Genomic DNA, 22,186 nt, shown 5'->3' with positions numbered 1-22,186 from the left:
ATTGAAAGGAAGCCTATATGGGTATCACCAGACGCGATTTTCTCAACGGGGTGGCGATCACCATCGCCGCCGGGTTGACGCCGCTGCAAATCTTGCGCGCGTCGCCGCAAACCGCCAATCAAACCCTGTACTACCCGCCGGCGCTGACCGGGCTGCGGGGTAACCATCCGGGCTCGTTCGAGCATGCGCACCAGCTGGGGCGCGACGGTAAAACCTTTGATTTCGGCAGCGTACCCGCCGTTGAAGAGTTCGATCTGGTGGTGGTGGGCGCCGGCATCAGCGGGCTGGCGGCCGCCTGCTTCTGGCAGCAGTTGAAAGGCGAGCAGCAGCGCATTTTGCTGATCGACAACCATGACGACTTCGGCGGCCACGCCAAGCGCAACGAATTCAACACCGACGACGGCATGCTGCTCGGCTACGGCGGCAGCGAATCGCTGCAGTCGCCGCGCTCCAACTTCAGCCCGGTGGCGATGGGGCTGCTGCGCAAGCTCGGCGTCGATATCGACCAACTGGAGCAGGCGTTTGACACCACTTTCTACCCGGATCTGAACCTGAGCCGCGGGGTTTACTTCGATCGCAAGAACTTCGGCGTCGACAAGGTGGTGAGCGGCGATCCGGGCCGCACGGTGGCGGACGACATTCCACGCGATCGCCTCAACGGCCGCTCTTATGAAGCGTTCATCGGTGATTTCCCGCTGCCGGAAAGCGATCGCCAGGCGCTGATCGCACTGCATACGGTGGAGAAAGATTATCTGCCGGAGATGACGCTGGAGCAGAAGGTCGAGTGGCTCGATACCCACAGCTACACCCAGTTCCTGCGTGAAAAAGTGGGCCTGAGCGAGCTGGCGATCCGTTATTTCCAGCAGACCACCAACGACTTCCAGGCGGTGGGCATCGACGGCACGTCGTGCAGCGATGCGCGCATCTGCGATCTGCCGGGCCTCGGCGGCATGAATTTGCCGCCGCTGGACGAAGAGTCGCAGGCGGATCTCGACGATCCTTACGTGTTCCACTTCCCGGACGGCAACGCCACGCTGACGCGCCTGATGGTGCGCAAGCTGATCCCGGCGGTGGCGCCGGCCGGCAAAGACATGAACGACGTGGTGCTGGCCAAATTTGACTACAGCCAGCTCGATCGGCCGGAGTCGCCGGTGAAGCTGCGTTTGAACAGCACCGGGCTGCACGCGGCCAACGTCGGCGACAAGGTGGAAGTCACCTACATGACCGGCGAGAAGATGACCAAGGTGCGCGCCGGGCAGGTGGTGATGGCCGGCTATAACATGATGATCCCGTACCTGGTGCCGGAGATGTCACACGAGCAGCAGGAGGCGCTCAAGCAGAACGTCAAGGCGCCGTTGGTGTACAGCAAAGTGGTGATCCGCAACTGGCAACCGTTCATCAAGCTGGGCGTGCACGAAATTTATTCGCCGGCCGCGCCGTACAGCCGCGTGAAGCTGGACTACCCGGTGAGCATGGGCGGGTATCAGCACCCGCGCGATCCGGATCGGCCAATCGGCCTGCATATGGTGTACGTGCCGACGCTGCCGGGCAGCGGCCTCAGCCCGCGCGAGCAGTCGCGCAAAGGGCGCGCGCTGCTGCTGGGCACGCCGTTCGAGGTGCACGAGCAGATGATCCGCGAACAGCTGCAGGGCATGCTGGGTGAGGCCGGTTTCGACCATCAGCGCGATATTCAGGCGATCACCGTCAACCGCTGGTCGCACGGTTATTCCTACTTCCTCAACGGGCTGTTTGACGATGAAGAAGAAGCCAAGAAAATCATCGAAACGGCGCGGCAGCCGATCGGCAAGATCGTTATCGCCAACTCCGATTCTGACTGGAGCCCGTACGCCAACTCGGCGATCGATCAGGCGTGGCGCGCGGTGAACGAACTGGCCTACGGCAAGGTTGCCGCCAAGGAGGGAGCATGAGTCTGCGTTCGCTGTACCTGTTGAGCCTGCTGGCGGCCGGCGGCTCGGCCCAGGCGATGTCGGCCGGGGAATATGTCGCCAAGGCCGGCGACTGCACCGCCTGCCACACCGCGCCGGGCGGCGCTGAACTGGCGGGCGGCATGAAGTTCCCGACGCCGCTCGGGGCTATCTACGCCACCAACATCACGCCGGACAAGCTGCACGGCATCGGTGCCTATTCGTTCGAAGAGTTCGATCGCGCCATGCGCCAGGGGGTAGCCAAAGACGGTCACCGGCTCTACCCGGCGATGCCGTACACCTCGTACGCCAAAATGAGCGCGGAAGACATGCGCGCGCTGTATGACTACCTGATGAATGAGGTGCCGGCGCAGAACGTCGCCAACCGGGACAGCGGCATCAGCTGGCCGCTGTCGATGCGTTGGCCGCTGGCGGTGTGGAACCAGTTGTTCCACGACGACCAGCCGTATCAGGCAGATCCGCAGCAAAGCGCCGAGTGGAACCGCGGCGCCTACCTGGTACAGGGCGCGGGCCATTGCGGCAGCTGCCACACGCCGCGCGGCTGGGCGATGCAAGAGAAGGGGCTGGACGGTAAGGAACCGGTGTTCCTGAGCGGCGCCGAGCTGGACGGCTGGTACGCCTCCAATCTGCGCGGTCTGCCGCCGGAAGAGGTGACGGCGCTGCTGAAAACCGGCCGCAGCCGCCATGCGGCGGTCGCCGGGCCGATGAGCGAGGTGGTGACCCACAGCACGCAGTATCTCAGCGACGGCGATCTGAACGCCATCGCGGTGTACCTGCGCAGCCTGGCGCCGGAAACCGCCGCCAAAGCCGCTGCGCCTGCCGTGCAGGCGAATAATCCGGGCGGCAAGGCGACCTACGCGATGTACTGCTCGACCTGCCACGGCAACAAGGGCGAGGGCACCGATTTTGTCATTCCGGCGCTGGCGGGCAATGCCACGGTAACGGCGGACAATCCGCTGACCGCGCTGCGGGTAGTGCTGGAAGGGGCGCATACCCCGGCCACGCAGCAGGCGATGGCGTTCGATATGCCGGCTTACGGCTGGGCGTTGAACGATCGGCAGGCGGCGGATCTGATGAGCTATCTGCGGGGAAGCTGGGGCAACCAGGCGGCGCCGGTGACGGTGCAGCAGGTGCAGGACGCGCGCCAGCTGCAGGCGAAATGAGGGGGGAGCGCGGTCTGACGGCCGCGCTCCGCAAGCATTACAGCACCTTATGCGGGCCGAAACATTCGTAGTGGATGCGTTCGGCCTCTACGCCCATCTCCAGCAGTTGTTTGCCCACGAACTGCATGAAGGCCACCGGGCCGCAGAAGTAATAGTGCATCTGCGGATCGGCCAGGCTGCCTTGCAGCGCGCTCAAATCCATCAATCCGCGGCTGTGGTAGTCGCGGCCTTCCACGTCATCGGCAGCCGGCTCGCGGTACCACACATGGCGGCTCAGATTCGGCATACGCCCGGCAATATCCGCTACCTCATCGGCAAAGGCGTGCACGCTGCCGTTTTCCGCCGCGTGCAGCCAGTGGACCTGCGCCTGATGCTGGTTGTCGTGCAGGGTGTTGAGCATGCCGAGCATCGGGGTTTGGCCGACGCCGGCGGAGATCAGCGCCACCGGCGTGGTCGGCGCCACGTCGAGGAAGAAGTCGCCGTGCGGCGGGGCGATGTAGATCACGTCGCCTTCCTGCGCCTGCTGGTGCAGGTAGTTGGACACTTTCCCCTGATCTTCGCGCTTCACCGCGATGCGGTAGAACTCGCCGTTCGGCGAGGTGGTCAGCGAGTACTGGCGAATTTCCTGATGCTCCAGGCTGTCGTGCTTGATGTAGACCGCCAGGTATTGCCCCGGTTTGAAGTCCGCCACCCGGCCGCCGTCCACCGGCGCCAGCACGAAGCTGCAGATCACGTCGCTCTGCGGCTGTTTCTTCAGGATGCGGAACGCGCGCAGATCGCGCCAGCCGCCGTTGTCGGTTTCGCTCTGCTGATAAATCTGCTCTTCACGCTGGATAAATACGTTGGCCAGCACGCCGTAGGCTTTGCCCCAGGCGTCCAGGACTTCCTGACCCGGGCTGAACATTTCGTCCAGCGTCGCCAGCAGGTGACCGCCGACGATGTTGTACTGCTCCGGCTGGATATTGAAGCTGGTGTGCTTCTGCGCAATGCGCTCCACCGCCGGCAGCAGCGCCGCCAGGTTCTCGATGTTGGCGGCATAGGCGCAGATGGCGTCGAACAGCGCCTGACGCTGATCGCCGTTGCGCTGGTTGCTCATGTTGAAAATGTCTTTCAATTCCGGGTTGTGCGCGAACATGCGATCGTAAAAGTGGGCGGTCAGCTTCGGCCCGGTCGCAGCCAGCAGGGGAAGGGTAGATTTCACGGTGGCGATGGTTTGGCTATCCAGCATGGAAGCGCTCCTTGGGTTGGGATCTTGACGAGAATTCTAATGATGTATTTTAAATGCATCTTATTGGGTTCCGCGTCGCTTGTAAATACCCTTGTTTTCGTTGCGGTGTTCTTCGGGCGTCGATCGCGCTCACAGAACATGAAAAAAGCGCATTGTTCGCATGAGGAAATGTCCGTTGATAAACGGCGGCGTTTCGCGGATCAAAGCCTTGCGCCACCTTATGCCAATCGTTTGCGTAAAAACCTCTGTCAAGACCTATCTTCGGTGGGGTGAAACGGTTTACACTGTGGCCCAGAACCCAAACGGGTAGTTATTTGGTGATTTTTTAGTTAGCTGATTTAAGTCAGGAGATGCCGGATGTTAAAGCGTGAAATGAACATTGCCGATTACGATGCGGAACTGTGGCGTGCCATGGAGCAGGAAGTGGTGCGTCAGGAAGAGCACATCGAGCTGATCGCGTCTGAGAACTACACCAGCCCGCGCGTGATGCAGGCTCAGGGTTCCCAGCTGACCAACAAATACGCTGAAGGCTATCCGGGCAAGCGTTACTACGGCGGCTGCGAATACGTGGATATCGTTGAGCAGCTGGCTATCGATCGCGCCAAAGAATTGTTCGGCGCCGATTACGCCAACGTGCAGCCGCACTCCGGCTCCCAGGCTAACTTCGCCGTGTACACCGCGCTGCTGCAGCCGGGCGACACCATTCTGGGCATGAACCTGGCGCACGGCGGCCACCTGACCCACGGTTCCCCGGTCAACCTGTCCGGCAAACTGTATAACGTGGTGCCTTACGGCATCGACGACAAAGGCCAAATCGACTATGACGATCTGGCCAAGCAGGCGCAAACCCACAAGCCGAAAATGATCATCGGCGGCTTCTCCGCTTACTCCGGCGTGGTTGACTGGGCCAAAATGCGCGAAATCGCCGACAGCATCGGCGCTTACCTGTTCGTCGACATGGCGCACGTAGCGGGCCTGATCGCCGCCGGCGTGTACCCGAACCCGGTACCGCACGCGCACATCGTCACCACCACCACCCACAAAACCCTGGCGGGCCCGCGCGGCGGCCTGATCCTGGCGAAGGGCGGCGACGAAGAGCTGTACAAGAAGCTGAACTCCGCCGTGTTCCCTGGCGGCCAGGGCGGCCCGCTGATGCACGTGATCGCCGGCAAGGCGGTGGCGCTGAAAGAAGCGATGGAGCCTGAGTTCAAGGTTTACCAGCAGCAAGTGGCGGTCAACGCCAAGGCGATGGTGGACGTGTTCCTGCAGCGCGGCTACAAAGTGGTCTCCGGCGGCACCCATAACCACCTGTTCCTGCTGGATCTGGTCGACAAAAACCTGACCGGTAAAGAAGCGGACGCTGCCCTGGGCCGCGCCAACATCACCGTCAACAAAAACAGCGTGCCGAACGATCCGAAGAGCCCGTTCGTTACCTCCGGCGTGCGTATCGGCACCCCGGCCGTGACCCGTCGCGGCTTCAAAGAGGCCGACGTGCGCGAACTGGCCGGTTGGATCTGCGATGTGCTGGACAACATCAACGATGAAGCCACCATCGAACGCACCAAGAAGAAAGTGCTGGATATCTGCGCCCGCCTGCCGGTTTACGCATAATCCCGCTTTCGCCCAAAAAAACCCGCTGCGGCGGGTTTTTTTTATGCCCGCCAGCAGCAAACTGTGAACTGTCTGGCACTCTAACGCATTGAAGTGGAATGACGATTGCGGGGCAGTGTGAGCTCTGTCAAAGTATTGCCCTCACTCCGGAGGGATCATGGTTCTGCAATCAACGCGTTGGCTCGCTCTCAGTTATTTCACCTACTTCTTTTCCTATGGCATCTTCTTACCGTTCTGGGGCGTGTGGCTGAAAGGCGAGGGCATCGCGCCGGAAACCATCGGCATGTTGCTCGGTGCCGGCTTGGTGGCCCGCTTCCTCGGCAGTTTACTGATTGCACCCCGCGTTAAAGATCCCTCTCATTTAGTCTCCGCCCTGCGCCTGCTGGCTCTGCTGACCCTGGCCTTCGCGGTCGGCTTTTGCTTCGGCAACGGCTGGGGCTGGCTGATGCTGGTGATAGCGGGGTTCAACCTGTTCTTCTCGCCGCTGGTGCCGCTGACCGACGCGCTGGCCGGCACCTGGCAAAAGCAGATCCGTATGGACTACGGCCGGGTAAGGCTGTGGGGCTCGCTGGCGTTCGTCATCGGCTCGGCGCTGACCGGGCAGCTGGTGGCGGTGTGGGGCCATAACGCCATTCTTTACAGCCTGATCTTCAGCGTGTTGGCGATGCTGCTGGGCATGTTGCTGAAGCCGAGCGTCATGCCGCAGGGCGAAGCGCGCACGCACAGCGGAGCCGAGCGCTCGCTGTGGGCACTGCTGAAAGAAGGGCCGGTCTGGCGATTCCTGTTGTGCGTCACGCTGCTACAGGGGGCGCATGCCGGCTACTACAGCTTCGGCTCCATTTACTGGCAGGAGGCGGGCTATTCGGCCTCGACCATCGGCTATCTGTGGTCGCTCGGCGTAGTGGCGGAGGTGATTATTTTCGCCAGCAGCAACGTGCTGTTCCGCCGCTGGAATGCGCGCAACCTGCTGTTGCTCTCCGCCTGCTGCGGCGTGCTGCGCTGGAGCCTGATGGCCTACAGCACCGAGCTGGGCTGGCTGCTGCTGATCCAGATCCTGCACTGCGGCACCTTCACCGTCTGCCATCTGGCGGCGATGCGCTTTATCGCCGCACGCCAGGGACAAGAGGTGATCCGGCTGCAGGCGGTGTATTCGGCGCTGGCGATGGGCGGCGGCATCGCCGTCATGACGGTCATTGCCGGGTTCCTGTTCGAACATTGGCAGGGCGGGGTATTCTGGGTGATGGCGGCGGTCGCGGTGCCGGCCTTGTTCATCCGGCCGCCGGCGGTCAGCGTCAGCCGCTGATTAAGGGGCTTCCAGCAGCGCGCGGATCGCCTGGCGCTGCCGGGTTTCCAGCGGCAGTTCGGTATAGATCAGCGGCGGGTGCGGATCGCTGTGCACCGCCGCATAAGGGGTGATCACCAGCATGACGCCCTGCGGCGCGCCGCCGCGCAGATAGTCGTTCAGCGGCAGATACTTGATGTTCAGCGGCAGCAGCGTGAGCTCGCGAATCTGGTATTCCACTTCTTCTTCCAACTGCGGGTTGTCCAGCGTCAGCAGCAGCACCTGTTTTTCCTGCAGCGCGTTGTCCTGCATCAGCCAGGCGCCGAAGCTGATGGCCACCAGGCCGGCCTCCTCGTTGGAAAAATGCACGCCGTACTCCTGCTCCAGCGGTTTCAGCGCTTCCTGCGTGGTGCGCATCAGCCGCGGGTATTTGCGCACCACTTCTTCCAGCAGCATATTGTCGATGCCGATGGCGAAACGGCAGCGCTCCAGCGCCGGCGCCAGGTGGGCGAACAGCTGGCTAACCAACTCCGCCTTGCTGCTGAAGGCCATACCGGAAAGTTGCTGGAAGCGCTCGACCATGCTGTCGATGGCCGTCATCAGCCGCTGTTCCTGCGCGGAGTCGTTGCTGTGGTAGCTGTGATTTTTCAACATGGTAAACGTCAGTGCCAAAAAATCGCGCTCGTCTGCCTGCGGCGGCTGGTTAAACAGCCGGTTGCAGGCCTGATGCAGCCAGGCGGCGGCCTGCTGCTCCGGCTTTTGCCGCAGCCAGTCGCGCTGAACGGCGTCGAAACGCGGATGCTGCCGCAGGCGATTTTGCCAGGCGCAGTAGAGCAGATAATGCTGCAGAAATTGGCGGTCGCGCGCGTCAAAGTGGCGGTTGAGCAGCGGCTCGCAGGTATCGATCGCCTCTGCCAGCGCAGACGCCGGGGCGGCATCGGCCGCCAGCGCGTGCCGCAGGCGCGGGGCGAAATCGCCTTCAACGAATTGCGGGCTGCAGCGCAGGGCCCGTCGCAGCCAATGGATCAGGCACAGACGCTGGTCGAGCGCGCTGCCCCGCAGTTGGTATCCACGATCGTGATCGACGGCGATCTCCAGGTGGTGGAAACGCTGGATTTCACTGGCCACCTCGGCTATATCTTGCCGGGTTATCGGGGGGGCGACGCCGTTGATTCGGCTTAGGGTCTCCAGCTGTAACTCGGGCTCCGGCGTGTACAGCATCAGCAGCAGATGGCAGCGCCGTTGTTGTCCGGAGAGCTCGGGCACGGGAGAGGTGTCCAGGCTCATTATCACCTTCCGGCATAAAAGGTTGCGATTATGCCTAAGCATAGCAAAAGGCTTTGTAATGGCAGGGTTACCGCGCGGCTTTTACTTCGGCTTACAACTTTCGTCACAAATATCGCCGGGAGAGGCGGGCCGTTCGGTATTTATTTGTGTTACGTTATAACAAATGCAGGTAAGACAGGATAATGATGAAGTTACGTCGTCTTTTGGCTGCCTTCGGCGCCGTGTTCAGCGCCGGTGCGATCGCGCATCCGCACAGCTTTATCGACATGAATACCACCTTCGTCGCCAAAGACCAGCGGCTGGTCGGCCTGAAAATGGTGTGGGTGATGGATGAAATCACCTCGGCGGATCTGCTCTACGATGCGAAAAACGCCAAGAGCGATTCTGAAGTGTGGAAAAAGCTGGCGGCGGAAGTGATGGCCAACGTGCTGGGGCAGCACTATTTCACCGATCTTTACCGCGACGGCAAGCCGGTGAAATACCTGAACTTGCCCAGCGAATATCACCTGTCGCGCCAGGGCAATCAGGCGGTGCTGGAGTTCGTGCTGCCGTTGGCCGAGCCACAGCCGCTGGCGGGCAAGCCGTTCGAACTTTCTACTTACGATCCGACTTATTTCGTGGATATGACCTATAAAGACCAAAATGCAGTGCATCTGCCGCCGGAGATGGCGCAGCTATGTAGCTATAAGCTGATGACGCCGAAGCCGAATGCGTCGCTGCAGGCCTATGCGCTGTCGCTCGACAAGAACGACTCGCCCGGCGAAGACCTGGCGCTGGGGCAGCAGTTCGCCCAGCGGGTGACGCTGCAATGTCGTTAAATTTCTCACCACCGACGACGAGCCGACGCCACTGGGCCTTCGGTCTGTGGCCGCTGCTGCCGTTCACGCTGGCGTTGGCGGCCGCCGCGCTGCTGGCGTGGCACTATTGGCCGCAGCTGCTGATGCAGAGCGTGGTATGGCAAAAAGCGCTGCACCAGCAGATGGCGGGGCTGTTGCAGCAGGTGAAGGCCGCGCCGCAGCAGGCCGGGCTGGCGCTGATGCTGTTCAGCCTCGGCTATGGCGTCTTGCATGCGCTCGGCCCCGGCCACGGCAAAGTGGTGATCGCCACCTACCTGGCTACCCATCCGGCGCGGCTGAAAAGCAGCCTGAAGCTGACCTTCGCCGCCTCGCTGGTGCAGGGTGGGGTTGCGATCGCGCTGGTCACGCTGATGCTGGTGGTATTGCAGCTCTCTTCGCGCCAGCTGCACCAAAGCAGCTTCTGGCTGGAAAAGGGCAGTTTTATTCTGGTGATGCTGCTTGGCGTGCTGCTGAGTTGGCGCGCGCTGAAACGCCTGTTTGCGGCGATCAAGGCGATGCGCCCGGCGCCGGCGCTGCGCATCAACAGCCTGACGCCGCTGGCGGCGGATCATGTGCACAGTGCCCACTGCGGCTGCGGCCACCGGCATCTGCCGAGCGACAGCGAGCTGCAGGCGGGAAGCGACTGGCGCACTCAGGCCGCCATCGTGCTGGCGATGGGCATGCGTCCCTGTTCGGGGGCGATTTTGGTGCTGCTGTTCTCCAAGGTGATCGGCGTGTTCGGCTGGGGAGTGATCTCCGCGCTGGCGATGGCGTTCGGCACCTCGTTGACCATCTCGATGCTGGCGCTGCTGGTGCATTACAGTCGCCGGCTGGCGGTGCGCCTCAGCCGTTCGCGTGCCCCCGCCGCCTGGAGCGCGGTGGCCTGGGGGGCGCTGGCGTTAGCCGGCGGCCTGATCCTGTTGGCTGCAGGGCTGTTGCTGTACGTCAGCGCGCAGCCGGAATTCGGCGGCGGCATCCGGCCCTTCTCCCGCTAACGGGCATAAAAAAAGCGCTGCATCGGCAGCGCTTTTTTTCGATTCGCTTCTGGCGATTAACGCTTCAGCGCTTCGCTCAGTTCTTCACGCATGGTGGCCAGCATGGCTTTCACTACGCGCGGGTTGCCTGCAACCACGTTGCCGGAGCTGAAGTGGTTGTGGCCACCGACGAAGTCGGTCACCAGGCCGCCGGCTTCACGCACCAGCAGTTCGCCCGCGGCGAAATCCCACGGCTTCAGGCCGATTTCGAAGAACCCGTCTACGCGGCCGGCGGCCACATAGGCCAGATCCAGCGCGGCGGAACCGGTGCGACGGAAGTCTGCGCACTGGGTGAACAGCTTGCCGACGATGTTGATGTAAGGCGTTGCGTGCTGCTTGACCTTGAACGGGAAGCCGGTCGCCAGGATGGTGCCATCCAGATCTTTGGCGTTGGTGCCGCGCAGGCGGTAACCGTTGAGCTGTGCGCCCTGGCCGCGAGTGGCGGTGAACAGTTCGTTGCGCATCGGATCGTAAACCACGGCCACTTCAGTACGGCCTTTGATGCGTACGGCGATGGAAACGGAGAAATGAGGGAAACGTTTGATGAAGTTTGCAGTGCCATCCAGTGGATCGATCACCCATTGCACATCGCGATCTTCGCCGATCAGCTCACCGCGTTCTTCGCTCACGATACTGTGTTGCGGATAAGACTTGCGGATGACGTCGATGATCAGATGCTCTGCATCGCGATCGACGTTGGTGACGAAGTCATTGGTCCCTTTCTGGCTCGCTTCTACAGCGTCCGGGGTTTCGTAGTTTTTGGCAATCAGGTTACCGGCCTTGCGCGCAGCGCGCACGGCGATAGTCAGCATCGGATGCATGGGTATCTTCCAACTAGGATGTTAAAGAACAGGAAACGGCGCGAAGTATAGCAGCTGTTCGGCAAATTGCCTACGGCTGTGTTAAGATGCTGCGATTTTCCGCCACGCTCAGAGTTTGTATGCTGCACAATATCCGCATTGTTCTGGTAGAGACTTCACATACCGGCAACATGGGCTCGACCGCCAGAGCCATGAAAACCATGGGTTTAACCAACCTTTATCTGGTTAATCCGCTGATCAAACCCGATTCTCAGGCCATCGCCCTGGCCGCCGGTGCCAGCGACGTGATCGGCAACGCCACTATCGTCGATACCCTCGATGACGCCATCGCCGGCTGTAGCCTGGTGGTGGGCACCAGCGCACGTTCTCGCACCTTGCCGTGGCCGATGCTGGAGCCGCGTGAATGCGGCGTGCGCGCGGTGCACGAGGGCGAACACGCGCCGGTGGCGCTGGTGTTCGGCCGCGAACGCGTCGGGTTGACCAACGATGAACTGCAGAAGTGCCACTACCACGTCGCCATTCCGGCCAACCCGGACTACAGCTCGCTGAACCTGGCGATGGCGGTGCAGATCCTGGCGTACGAAGTGCGCGTGGCTTACCTCGATCGCCAACAGGCGGGCGCGCCGCAGCTGGAAGAGACGCCGTATCCGCTGGTGGACGACCTCGAGCGTTTCTATCAGCACCTGGAGCAGACGCTGCAGCGCACCGGCTTTATTCGCCCGTCCCATCCGGGGCAGGTGATGAGCCGCCTGCGTCGGCTGTTCACCCGTGCGCGCCCGGAAGGGCAGGAACTGAATATCCTGCGCGGCATGCTGACGTCGATCGAGAAACAGGATAAACATCAAGGTAATTAATTGATGTGGCATAACGGTGGGCGACAATAGTATTAGTTATCCAAAGGTTATAACATGTATTTTATATACCTTTGTTCTTGCTAAGTTCAAAACGTGCTAATACTTGAGTCAATTACTAGGTTAAATAGTTGACTGTTTTACTCAGGAATGTCAGACTTTCGGCCATATTTGACCAACAGGTAACCATTGAGCTATGAGACTGACATCCAAAGGCCGTTATGCCGTAACCGCTATGCTTGACGTAGCGCTGCATTCCCAGGAAGGGCCGGTACCACTGGCGGACATTTCCGAACGCCAGGGTATTTCGCTCTCTTATCTGGAACAATTATTCTCCCGTCTGCGCAAGAACGGCCTGGTGGCCAGCGTGCGTGGTCCGGGCGGTGGTTATCTGCTGGGTAAAGACGCGGGTGAGATCGCCGTTGGCGCTGTCATCACTGCCGTCGATGAATCGGTAGATGCAACCCGTTGCCAGGGCAAAGAAGGCTGTCAGGGCGGCGATCGCTGCTTGACCCACGCCCTGTGGCGCGATCTGAGCGAGCGCATCAGCGGGTTCCTGAACAACATTACGCTGGCAGAACTGGTCAATAACCAGGAAGTGCTGGTGGTGGCGGATCGTCAAAACAACGATACGCGCCGCACGGCCAACGGTCGTCCGCAAGAAACTATCAACGTTAATCTGCGCGCATAAGCAGCTGGCGAAATTTTTTTAGTTTTTGGAAGTGATGTACGGAGCACAAGAGCAATGAAATTACCGATTTATCTGGATTACTCAGCAACGACGCCGGTTGACCCGCGCGTTGCTGAGAAGATGATGCAGTTTTTGACCCTGGACGGCACTTTCGGCAACCCGGCTTCCCGTTCCCACCGTTTTGGTTGGCAGGCGGAAGAGGCGGTAGACATCGCCCGTAACCAAATCGCCGAACTGGTGGGCGCCGACCCACGCGAAATCGTCTTCACCTCCGGGGCGACCGAATCCGACAACCTGGCGATCAAAGGCGCTGCCAATTTCTACCAGAAAAAAGGCAAGCACATCATCACCAGCAAAACCGAACACAAAGCCGTGCTGGACACCTGCCGTCAGCTGGAGCGCGAAGGGTTTGAAGTGACCTACCTGGCGCCGCAGAGCAACGGCATCATCAGCCTGCAGGATCTCGAAGCGGCGATGCGCGATGACACCATTCTGGTCTCCATCATGCACGTCAATAACGAAATCGGCGTGGTGCAGGATATCGAAGCGATCGGCGAAATGTGCCGCGCGCGCGGTATCATCTACCACGTTGACGCCACCCAGAGCGTGGGCAAACTGCCTATCGATCTGAGCAAGCTGAAAGTCGACCTGATGTCGTTCTCCGGCCACAAAATCTATGGCCCGAAAGGCATCGGCGCGCTGTACGTGCGCCGCAAGCCGCGCATCCGCATCGAAGCGCAGGTACACGGCGGCGGTCACGAGCGCGGCATGCGTTCCGGCACCCTGCCTGTTCACCAGATCGTCGGCATGGGCGAAGCTTACCGCATCGCCAAAGAAGAGATGACCGAAGAGATGGCGCGTCTGCGCACCCTGCGCGATCGTCTGTGGAACGGCGTGAAAGATATGGAAGAAGTGTATCTGAACGGCGATCTGGAGCACGGCGCACCGAACATCCTGAACGTCAGCTTCAACTACGTTGAAGGCGAGTCGCTGATCATGGCGCTGAAAGACCTGGCCGTTTCTTCCGGTTCAGCCTGTACCTCCGCCAGCCTCGAGCCGTCCTACGTGCTGCGCGCGCTGGGCATGAGCGATGAATTGGCGCACAGCTCGATCCGTTTCTCTCTGGGGCGTTTCACCACGGAAGAAGAGATCGACTACACCATTCAACTGGTGCGTAAATCCATCGGCCGTCTGCGCGATCTGTCCCCGCTGTGGGAGATGTTCAAGCAGGGCGTGGACATCAACAGCATCGAATGGGCGCATCATTAATTCTCAGGTTTCAGGAGCAAGGTCATGGCTTACAGCGAAAAAGTAATCGATCATTATGAAAACCCGCGCAACGTGGGTTCTTTCGACAACGAAGATCCTACCGTCGGCAGCGGCATGGTAGGGGCGCCGGCCTGCGGCGACGTCATGAAGCTGCAGATCAAGGTTAACGATGAAGGCATCATCGAAGACGCGCGCTTTAAAACTTACGGCTGCGGTTCCGCCATCGCCTCCAGCTCGCTGGTGACCGAATGGATGAAAGGCAAGTCGCTGGATCAGGCTGAAGCGATCAAAAACACCCAGATCGCCGAAGAGCTGGAATTGCCGCCGGTCAAAATTCACTGCTCGATCCTGGCTGAAGACGCCATCAAAGCAGCGATTGCCGACTATAAGAGCAAGCACAGCGCCAAGTAATTTGTCTGAGTCGGCCCGGCCGCGCCGGGCTTTGATGTGAAGTGTGAGGTTGTGATGTCTATTACCATGAGCGACAGCGCTGCGCAGCGTGTTCAGGCGTTTTTGACGAACCGCGGCAAAGGTCTCGGCCTGCGTCTGGGAGTGCGAACTTCCGGCTGCTCCGGGATGGCGTACGTGCTGGAATTTGTTGACGAAGCCAACGATGACGACATCGTGTTTGAAGACAAAGGCATCAAGGTGATCATCGACGGCAAGAGCCTGGTCTACCTTGACGGCACCGAGCTTGATTTCGTTAAGGAAGGCCTGAACGAAGGCTTCAAGTTCAACAACCCGAACGTCTCAAGCGAATGCGGCTGCGGCGAGAGTTTCAACGTCTGACAGTCCATCGTGCTCCCCCGTTTCGGCGGGGGAACTTCATCCGCTAACGCCCAGAGCACGCTATGGATTACTTTACTTTATTCGGGCTGCCAGTTCGCTACACCGTGGACGGCAGCCTGCTTGCGTCCCGCTTCCAGGATCTGCAGCGCCAATTCCACCCCGATCGTTTCGCCAACCAGCCGGAGCGCGAACGCCTGATGGCGTTGCAGCGGGCGGCGACCATCAACGAAGCCTACCAGGCGCTGAAGCACCCGTTAAAACGCGCGGAGTATATGCTATCTTTGCACGGCTTCGATCTGGGCAACGAACAGCATACGATGCGCGACACCGCGTTCCTGATGGAACAGCTGGAACTGCGCGAAGAGCTCGACGCCATTGAGCGCAAGCCGGAGGCGGAAAGCCTGCTGGCCGATTTCGGCGCGCGGCTGGCCGTCTCCATCAAGCAGCGCAGCGCGCTGATGCTGCAGCAGTTGGACAGTGAACAGTGGGCGGATGCCGCCGACACCGTGCGCAAGCTGCGCTTTTTGGACAAACTCCAGCAACAGGTTGAACAACTCGAAGAAAAACTGCTGGGTTTTGAGTAACACCTTCTGATTCTGATTGTGGAAGCTTCAACATGGCCTTATTACAAATTAGTGAGCCTGGCCTCAGCGCCGCGCCGCACCAGCGACGTCTGGCCGCCGGCATCGACTTAGGCACCACCAACTCGCTGGTCGCCACGGTGCGCAGTGGGCAAGCGGAAACGCTGGCCGACGAACAGGGCCGCCATTTGCTGCCTTCGGTGGTGCATTATCAGGCGGACGCGCAGCGCGTCGGCTGGGAGGCGCGCCAACAGGCGGCGCAGGATCCGGCCAATACCGTCAGCTCCATCAAACGCATGATGGGCCGCTCGTTGGCGGACGTGCAGCAACGTTACCCGAACTTGCCTTATCAATTCCAGGCCAGCGACAACGGCCTGCCGCTGATCGTCACCGCCGCCGGCCCGGTTAACCCGGTCGGCGTCTCCGCCGATATCCTGCGGGCCCTGTCCGCGCGCGCGCAAGCGGCGCTGGAAGGCGAGCTGGATGGCGTGGTGATCACCGTTCCCGCCTACTTCGACGACGCGCAGCGCCAGGGCACCAAAGACGCGGCGCGTCTGGCCGGCCTGCACGTCCTGCGCCTGCTGAATGAACCGACCGCGGCGGCGATCGCCTACGGGCTGGATTCCGGCCAGGAAGGGGTGATCGCGGTTTACGATCTGGGCGGCGGCACCTTTGATATCTCCATTCTGCGCCTCAGCCGCGGCGTGTTCGAAGTGCTGGCCACCGGCGGCGATTCCGCGCTGGGCGGCGACGACTTCGATCACCTGCTGGCCGACTGGCTGCGCGAGCAGGCCGGCGTGGCCGATCGCAGCGACCACGGCGTGCAGCGCCAGCTGCTGGATGCCGCTATCGCCGCCAAAATCGCGTTGAGCGATGCCGACAGCGTGCGCGTTGAGGTAGCCGGCTGGCAGGGCGAGGTGACCCGCGCCCAGTTCGAAGCATTGATCGCTCCGCTGGTGAAACGTACGTTGATGGCTTGCCGCCGCGCGCTGAAAGACGCCGGCGTCGCCGCCGACGAGGTGCTGGAAGCGGTGATGGTCGGCGGTTCCACCCGCGTGCCGCTGGTGCGTGAGCAGGTGGGGGCCTTCTTCGGCCGCACGCCGCTGACGTCGATCGATCCGGATAAAGTGGTCGCCATCGGCGCCGCGATCCAGGCCGACATTCTGGTGGGCAACAAGCCGGACAGCGACATGCTGCTGCTGGACGTGATCCCGCTGTCGCTGGGCCTCGAAACCATGGGCGGCCTGGTGGAGAAAGTGATCCCGCGCAACACCACCATTCCGGTGGCGCGCGCGCAGGAGTTCACCACCTTCAAAGACGGCCAGAGCGCGATGATGATCCACGTGCTGCAGGGCGAGCGTGAGCTGGTGCAGGATTGCCGTTCGCTGGCGCGCTTCACGCTGCGCGGCCTGCCGCCGCTGCCTGCCGGGGGGGCGCACATTCGCGTTACCTTCCAGGTGGATGCCGACGGTCTGCTGAGCGTCACCGCAATGGAGAAATCCACCGGCGTTGAAGCGTCGATCCAGGTCAAGCCGTCGTACGGCCTGTCGGACAGCGAAATCGCCGGCATGATCAAGGATTCGATGGCCAACGCGCAAAGCGACGTGGGCGCGCGCAAGCTGGCGGAGCAACGCGTGGAAGCCGCGCGGGTGCTGGAAAGCCTGCAGGGCGCGCTGGCCACCGACGCCGCGCTGCTGAGCGAGACGGAAAGCCAGGCGATCGCCGCCGCGACCCAGGCGTTGCAGCAGGCGGTGCAGGGGGAAGATCCCGCCGCTATCGAAGACGCCATCAAAACATTAGATGCACAAACGCAAGATTTTGCCGCGCGCCGCATGGACGCTTCCATTCGCCGCGCGCTGGCTGGCCATTCTGTGGATGAGGTTTAACCATGCCTAAAATTGTTTTCCTGCCCCATCAAGATCTTTGCCCGGAAGGGGCGGTTCTGGAAGCCGAAAAAGGGGAGTCGATCCTCAACGTTGCGCTGCGCAACGGCATTGAAATTGAGCACGCCTGCGAGAAATCCTGCGCCTGCACCACCTGCCACTGCATCGTACGTGAAGGCTTCGATTCGCTGGAAGAGAGCAGTGAGCTGGAAGACGACATGCTGGACAAAGCGTGGGGGCTGGAGCCGGAAAGCCGTCTGAGCTGCCAGGCGCTGGTCGCCGACGAAGATCTGGTGGTCGAAATGCCGCGCTACACCGTCAACCACGCGCGTGAGCATTAATTGTTAGCCGCAGCGCCAACCCGGAGATCATAATGGGACTGAAGTGGACCGATAGCCGAGAAATCGGCGAAGCCCTGTACGACCAATACCCGGACACCGATCCGAAAACCGTGCGTTTTACCGACATGCATCAGTGGATCTGCGATCTCGAAGAGTTCGACGACGATCCGCAGGCTTCCAACGAAAAAATACTGGAAGCGATCCTGCTGGTCTGGTTAGATGAAGCGGAGTAAATAGCGTAACGGGCTGCCATGGGCGGCCCGTTTATTTTGTATCCGACAAGATTAATAAAAGAATAATCCGGAGTAAGAAGGCTATGACAACAGAATTCATGCAGGTCACGCTGTCGCAACAACCTGCCGACGCCCGTTGGGGCGAAAAAGCGCTGCTCAGCACCAACGGCGAAGGGATGACCATCCACCTGACCGGCGCCGACAAGCTGGGCGCGATCCAGCGTGCGGGCCGCAAAATTGACGGTCAGGGCATCAAAAACGTCAAGCTGGCCGGCGACGGTTGGGACTTGGAAAACAGCTGGGCGTTTTGGCAGGGTTACCGCGGGCCGAAAGGGCAGCGCAACGTCGAATGGGCCGAGCTGCCGGAAGCCGCGCGTCAGGAGCTGGATAAGCGCCTGAAGATCGTTGACTGGGTGCGCGACACCATCAACATGCCGGCGGAAGAGCTGGGGCCAGAGCAACTGGCGACCCGCGCCGTCGATCTGATGTGCGACGTCGGCTGTGATGCCGTCAGCTACCGCATCACCAAGGGCGAAGATCTGCGCGAGCAGAACTATGCCGGCATCCACACCGTCGGCCGCGGCTCCGAGCGCCCACCGGTGCTGCTGGCGCTCGACTTCAACCCGACCGGTAACCCGGACGCGCCGGTGTTCGCCTGCCTGGTCGGCAAGGGCATCACCTTCGATACCGGCGGTTATAGCCTGAAACAGAGCGCCTTTATGGATTCGATGAAGGCTGACATGGGCGGCGCGGCCACCATCACCGGCGCCCTGGCGCTGGCGGCGGCGCGCGGCCTGAAGCAGCGCGTGAAGCTGTACCTGTGCTGCGCCGACAACATGGTCAGCGGCAACGCTTTCAAACTGGGCGACATCATTCGCTACCGCAACGGCAAAACCGTTGAGGTGATGAACACCGATGCGGAAGGGCGTCTGGTGCTGGCCGACGGCCTGATCGACGCTTCTGAGCAGAACCCGCAGCTGATTATCGACTGCGCGACCCTCACCGGCGCGGCCAAAACAGCGGTCGGCAACGACTACCATGCGCTGTTCAGCTTCGACGACGCGCTGGCGCAGGAGCTGCTGAGCAGCGCCGCCGCCGAGCAAGAGCCGTTCTGGCGTCTGCCGCTGGCCGAGTTCCACCGCAGCCAGCTGCCGTCCAACTTCGCCGAGCTGAACAACGTGGCCGGCCCGGCCTACACCGCCGGCGCCAGCACCGCGGCGGCCTTCCTGTCGCACTTCGTCAAGAATTACCAGCAAGGCTGGCTGCACATCGACTGTTCCGCCACCTACCGCAAAGGCGCGGTGGAGCAGTGGTCGGCCGGCGCGACCGGTTTGGGCGTGCGTACCCTGGCCAATCTACTGCTGAGCAAAGCCAAATAATTGAACGCCCGCCACGTCGGGCGCTAGAATGCGCATTATCTTCGGGGCCCAGCATGCTGGGCCTCGCTATTTGATCCCTGGAGTTTGCCATGAGTGCCCATCATCACGATGCCGCCCCGAGCGAGAACGAACTTGAACGCCTGCTGAAGCTGGCGGTGACGGAGCCGGCCCACCGCCCGGCGTTCTTCCGTGAATTGCTCGACGCCACGGTGCTGATCCTCGGCGACAGCGAGCAGGTGCAGCAGGACGGCGACATCGCGCTGAACGCGGATACGCCGGTCAATATCCAGCATTGGGAGAAGCAGGACGGCGGCAGCATCATTCCGTTCTTCACCTCGCTGGAGGCATTGCAGAAGGCCGTTGAGGACGAACAGCCGTTTATCGCTATGCCGGCGCGGGTGTTGTTCGAAATCACCCAGGGCGCTGATCTGTTCCTCAACCCGAAGGCGGAATACGGCAAGGAGTTCTATCCGGAAGAGGTGGCGATGCTGCTGGCGACCGGCGGTATTGTCAAACCGGTGGAGCATTACGTCGACAAAGAGACCCAAATCCTGCTGGGGCAGCCCGAAGAGTATCCGTCGGCGATGGTGGACGCGTTGACCACGCTGTTCAGCCAGCGCAAGCCGGTGCGCCGCGCGTTTCTGGCGCTGATGCACGACCAGGCGGCGGACGAGAAGCCGAATTTGCTGATCGGGCTGGAAGTGGACGCCGAGCCGGCGGAGATCGAGGCGTTGATCAACGAGGCCGGCAGCGTCGCCAGCGAAACGGCGCCGAACGACGAACCAGTGGATTTCTGTCTGGTGTCGGAGAAAGAGCGCGGCATCAGCCACTATCTGATCTCCCATACGCAGCCGTTTTATCAGCGCCGCTGGGGCAGCTGGCTGCGCAATTTGATCCCGTCTACCGACAAGACCCAGTAGCGCCGTCACGTTGTCGAAAATGGCCCATGAAGATCATATTTTTTTAATGAAATGTTGATTTTCCCGTAGGCAAGCGTTAACGGCGCACATATAATCTGCGCCACTTGAGAAGGCCGGCAACATTGCAGACCGGCCTGTTTTGGAAGTCATACAGAGGCCATCATGACCGTAGAACGTACCTTTTCCATCGTTAAACCAAACGCTGTAGCCAACAACGACATCGGCGCTATCTATGCGCGTTTCGAGCGCGCCGGTTTCAAAATCATCGCCGCTAAAATGCTGCGTCTGACTCGCGAACAAGCTGAAGGCTTCTACGCTGAGCACAAAGGCCGCCCATTCTTCGACGGTCTGGTTGAGTTCATGACCTCCGGCCCAATCATGGTGCAGGTTCTGGAATCTGAAAACGCCGTACAGCGCAACCGCGACATCATGGGCGCAACCAACCCGGACAACGCGCTGGCCGGTACCCTGCGTGCCGACTACGCGGACAGCTTCACCGCTAACGCCGTGCACGGTTCCGACTCCGTTGAATCTGCACAGCGCGAAATCGCTTACTTCTTCAACGAAAGCGAAATCTGCGCACGTTAATCGTGCCGTTTCTTGGCTGATAACCAGGCATTCACCGGCTGAAACAATAAAAATGCCCTGAATGCCTTTCAGCCGTAGCCACCCGCTACTAAAATTTGTACAATGCCGCGCCCCTGATAAGACGACTTGTCAGGGGCGTGTTTTTAGTGCCGCCACCCGAATCATGCGGGCTGAAATGCACAACTTACTGTCCATTCTTTAGCGCCATAACGTGTAATAACGAGGCCAGAGATCATTATGTTAGAACCCATCACGTCCGAGCACACCGTGTCTGAAAATAATTCGCTGACTACCCCCTCCGTTAACGTGGAGCAACCGGCTGCGGCCAAAATCAACCTGCTGGACCTGAACCGCCAGCAAATGCGCGAGTTCTTCGCCGAAATGGGCGAGAAACCGTTCCGCGCCGATCAGGTGATGAAGTGGATTTACCACTACTGCTGCGACGATTTCGAGCAGATGACCGACATCAACAAAGTCCTGCGCGGCAAGCTGCAGCGCGTGGCGGAGATCCGCGCGCCGGAAGTGGCGGAAGAACAGCGTTCGGCCGACGGCACCATCAAGTGGGCGATTAAAGTCGGCGATCAGCAGGTCGAAACCGTGTACATCCCGGAAGCCGACCGCGCGACGCTGTGCGTCTCCTCGCAGGTAGGCTGCGCGCTGGAGTGTAAATTCTGTTCGACGGCGCAGCAGGGCTTCAACCGCAACCTGCGCGTGTCGGAAATCATCGGCCAGGTGTGGCGCGCGGCGAAAATCATCGGCGCGCTGAAGGTGACCGGCCAACGCCCGATCACCAACGTGGTGATGATGGGCATGGGCGAGCCGCTGCTCAACCTGAACAACGTGGTGCCGGCGATGGAAATCATGCTGGACGACTTCGGCTTTGGCCTGTCCAAACGCCGCGTGACCCTGTCTACCTCCGGCGTGGTGCCGGCGCTGGACAAGCTGGGCGACATGATCGACGTGGCGCTGGCGATCTCGCTGCATGCGCCGAACGACACCATCCGCGATGAGATCGTGCCGATCAACCGCAAGTACAACATCGAGACCTTCCTGTCCGCGGTGCGTCGCTATCTGGAAAAATCCAACGCCAATCAGGGCCGCGTGACCGTCGAGTACGTGATGCTGGATCATATCAACGACAGCACCGACGATGCGCATCAGCTGGCTGAAGTGCTGAAAGACACGCCGTGCAAGATCAACCTGATCCCGTGGAACCCGTTCCCGGGCGCCCCCTACGGCCGCAGCTCCAACAGCCGGGTGGATCGTTTCTCCAAGGTGTTGATGGAATACGGCTTTACGACTATTGTTCGTAAAACCCGTGGTGACGATATCGACGCCGCCTGCGGGCAACTGGCGGGTGAAGTGATCGACCGTACCAAGCGTACCCTGAAGAAGAAAATGGCCGGGGAACCTATCAACGTACGGGCGGTCTGAATCCTATAGCACCATTTTT

22 protein-coding genes are annotated in these 22,186 nt (G+C 60.9%); 19 read left to right on the top strand and 3 right to left on the bottom strand.

Annotation, left to right across the window (positions count from 1 at the left end):
- Nucleotides 1-17 precede the first annotated feature (17 nt).
- Both QOL81_RS20730 and QOL81_RS20725 read left to right on the top strand, forming a co-directional pair.
- Entirely contained in the window at nucleotides 18-1,928 is a 1,911-nt protein-coding gene (locus QOL81_RS20730; RefSeq protein WP_060425032.1) for an NAD(P)/FAD-dependent oxidoreductase, read from the top strand.
- Nucleotides 1,925-3,109: a c-type cytochrome gene (locus QOL81_RS20725; protein ID WP_060425030.1), complete on the top strand. Its 1,185-nt coding sequence runs from the start codon at nucleotides 1,925-1,927 to the stop codon at nucleotides 3,107-3,109. The genes QOL81_RS20730 and QOL81_RS20725 overlap by 4 nt, the downstream gene beginning before the upstream one ends.
- 37 nt (nucleotides 3,110-3,146) lie before the next feature.
- Here the strand turns inward: QOL81_RS20725 and hmpA are convergent, their stop codons facing one another.
- The gene (gene hmpA / locus QOL81_RS20720) at nucleotides 3,147-4,337 is read right to left on the bottom strand and encodes an NO-inducible flavohemoprotein (RefSeq protein WP_060425028.1); all 1,191 of its coding nucleotides are present in this window, start codon (nucleotides 4,335-4,337) and stop codon (nucleotides 3,147-3,149) included.
- A 357-nt stretch (nucleotides 4,338-4,694) separates the two neighbouring features.
- Between hmpA and glyA the strand changes: the two genes are divergently transcribed.
- Together glyA and QOL81_RS20710 are read left to right on the top strand one after the other, a co-directional pair.
- Complete coding sequence (gene glyA / locus QOL81_RS20715; protein WP_025303922.1) at nucleotides 4,695-5,948, top strand: serine hydroxymethyltransferase; 1,254 nt, start codon at nucleotides 4,695-4,697, stop codon at nucleotides 5,946-5,948.
- A 157-nt stretch (nucleotides 5,949-6,105) separates the two neighbouring features.
- Entirely contained in the window at nucleotides 6,106-7,251 is a 1,146-nt protein-coding gene (locus QOL81_RS20710; RefSeq protein ID WP_038874523.1) for a 3-phenylpropionate MFS transporter, read from the top strand.
- On the opposite strand, the gene csiE is transcribed toward QOL81_RS20710, so the two are convergent.
- Nucleotides 7,252-8,517 (bottom strand): stationary phase inducible protein CsiE, encoded by a 1,266-nt coding sequence (gene csiE, locus QOL81_RS20705; RefSeq protein WP_197757951.1) that lies wholly within the window; start codon nucleotides 8,515-8,517, stop codon nucleotides 7,252-7,254.
- 182 nt (nucleotides 8,518-8,699) lie between these two features.
- Between csiE and QOL81_RS20700 the strand changes: the two genes are divergently transcribed.
- Both QOL81_RS20700 and QOL81_RS20695 read left to right on the top strand, forming a co-directional pair.
- The gene (locus tag QOL81_RS20700; protein WP_283440010.1) at nucleotides 8,700-9,335 is read left to right on the top strand and encodes a DUF1007 family protein; all 636 of its coding nucleotides are present in this window, start codon (nucleotides 8,700-8,702) and stop codon (nucleotides 9,333-9,335) included.
- The gene (locus QOL81_RS20695) at nucleotides 9,326-10,348 is read left to right on the top strand and encodes a nickel/cobalt transporter (protein ID WP_049200710.1); all 1,023 of its coding nucleotides are present in this window, start codon (nucleotides 9,326-9,328) and stop codon (nucleotides 10,346-10,348) included. The genes QOL81_RS20700 and QOL81_RS20695 overlap by 10 nt, the downstream gene beginning before the upstream one ends.
- A gap of 56 nt (nucleotides 10,349-10,404) precedes the next feature.
- On the opposite strand, the gene suhB is transcribed toward QOL81_RS20695, so the two are convergent.
- Nucleotides 10,405-11,208: an inositol-1-monophosphatase gene (gene suhB, locus QOL81_RS20690; protein WP_004941400.1), complete on the bottom strand. Its 804-nt coding sequence runs from the start codon at nucleotides 11,206-11,208 to the stop codon at nucleotides 10,405-10,407.
- Between the two features lie 119 nt (nucleotides 11,209-11,327).
- Here suhB and trmJ point away from each other — a divergent pair, with 119 nt between their 5' ends.
- The 13 genes from trmJ (at nucleotide 11,328) to rlmN (ending at nucleotide 22,167) form a co-directional block, all read left to right on the top strand.
- Entirely contained in the window at nucleotides 11,328-12,062 is a 735-nt protein-coding gene (gene trmJ, locus QOL81_RS20685) for a tRNA (cytosine(32)/uridine(32)-2'-O)-methyltransferase TrmJ (RefSeq protein WP_025303916.1), read from the top strand.
- Nucleotides 12,063-12,255: 193 nt separating this feature from the next.
- Nucleotides 12,256-12,750 (top strand): Fe-S cluster assembly transcriptional regulator IscR, encoded by a 495-nt coding sequence (iscR, locus tag QOL81_RS20680; RefSeq protein WP_004941404.1) that lies wholly within the window; start codon nucleotides 12,256-12,258, stop codon nucleotides 12,748-12,750.
- A gap of 54 nt (nucleotides 12,751-12,804) precedes the next feature.
- Complete coding sequence (gene iscS / locus QOL81_RS20675) at nucleotides 12,805-14,019, top strand: cysteine desulfurase (protein WP_015378780.1); 1,215 nt, start codon at nucleotides 12,805-12,807, stop codon at nucleotides 14,017-14,019.
- 24 nt (nucleotides 14,020-14,043) lie between these two features.
- Nucleotides 14,044-14,430, top strand: a complete 387-nt coding sequence (iscU, locus tag QOL81_RS20670) for a Fe-S cluster assembly scaffold IscU (RefSeq protein WP_004941408.1) — start codon at nucleotides 14,044-14,046, stop codon at nucleotides 14,428-14,430.
- Nucleotides 14,431-14,484: 54 nt separating this feature from the next.
- A complete protein-coding gene (iscA, locus tag QOL81_RS20665) occupies nucleotides 14,485-14,808 on the top strand; it encodes an iron-sulfur cluster assembly protein IscA (RefSeq protein WP_004941410.1) in 324 nt (107 codons plus the stop codon).
- 62 nt (nucleotides 14,809-14,870) lie between these two features.
- The gene (hscB, locus tag QOL81_RS20660; RefSeq protein ID WP_169318682.1) at nucleotides 14,871-15,392 is read left to right on the top strand and encodes a co-chaperone HscB; all 522 of its coding nucleotides are present in this window, start codon (nucleotides 14,871-14,873) and stop codon (nucleotides 15,390-15,392) included.
- A gap of 32 nt (nucleotides 15,393-15,424) precedes the next feature.
- Nucleotides 15,425-17,275, top strand: a complete 1,851-nt coding sequence (gene hscA, locus QOL81_RS20655; RefSeq protein WP_060424938.1) for a Fe-S protein assembly chaperone HscA — start codon at nucleotides 15,425-15,427, stop codon at nucleotides 17,273-17,275.
- 2 nt (nucleotides 17,276-17,277) lie between these two features.
- Nucleotides 17,278-17,613 carry an ISC system 2Fe-2S type ferredoxin gene (fdx, locus tag QOL81_RS20650; protein WP_004941417.1) on the top strand — a complete coding sequence of 112 codons (336 nt, stop codon included), beginning with the start codon at nucleotides 17,278-17,280 and terminating at the stop codon, nucleotides 17,611-17,613.
- A 32-nt stretch (nucleotides 17,614-17,645) separates the two neighbouring features.
- Nucleotides 17,646-17,846, top strand: a complete 201-nt coding sequence (gene iscX / locus QOL81_RS20645; protein ID WP_006327336.1) for a Fe-S cluster assembly protein IscX — start codon at nucleotides 17,646-17,648, stop codon at nucleotides 17,844-17,846.
- Between the two features lie 83 nt (nucleotides 17,847-17,929).
- The gene (gene pepB, locus QOL81_RS20640; RefSeq protein WP_033635597.1) at nucleotides 17,930-19,225 is read left to right on the top strand and encodes an aminopeptidase PepB; all 1,296 of its coding nucleotides are present in this window, start codon (nucleotides 17,930-17,932) and stop codon (nucleotides 19,223-19,225) included.
- A gap of 89 nt (nucleotides 19,226-19,314) precedes the next feature.
- On the top strand, nucleotides 19,315-20,145 hold the full coding sequence (gene sseB / locus QOL81_RS20635) for an enhanced serine sensitivity protein SseB (protein WP_087762410.1): 831 nt from the start codon (nucleotides 19,315-19,317) through the stop codon (nucleotides 20,143-20,145).
- Nucleotides 20,146-20,307: 162 nt separating this feature from the next.
- Nucleotides 20,308-20,733 (top strand): nucleoside-diphosphate kinase, encoded by a 426-nt coding sequence (gene ndk, locus QOL81_RS20630; RefSeq protein ID WP_004941424.1) that lies wholly within the window; start codon nucleotides 20,308-20,310, stop codon nucleotides 20,731-20,733.
- A 237-nt stretch (nucleotides 20,734-20,970) separates the two neighbouring features.
- Nucleotides 20,971-22,167 carry a dual-specificity RNA methyltransferase RlmN gene (gene rlmN / locus QOL81_RS20625; RefSeq protein WP_004941426.1) on the top strand — a complete coding sequence of 399 codons (1,197 nt, stop codon included), beginning with the start codon at nucleotides 20,971-20,973 and terminating at the stop codon, nucleotides 22,165-22,167.
- The last annotated feature ends 19 nt before the right edge of the window (nucleotides 22,168-22,186 follow it).

It is taken from the genome of Serratia sp. CC22-02 (assembly GCF_900182895.1).
GTDB classification, from domain to species: Bacteria; Pseudomonadota; Gammaproteobacteria; order Enterobacterales; family Enterobacteriaceae; genus Serratia; species Serratia nevei.
The sequence above is the reverse complement of the archived record's forward strand: the minus strand, read 5'-3'. Positions and strand labels throughout refer to the sequence as shown.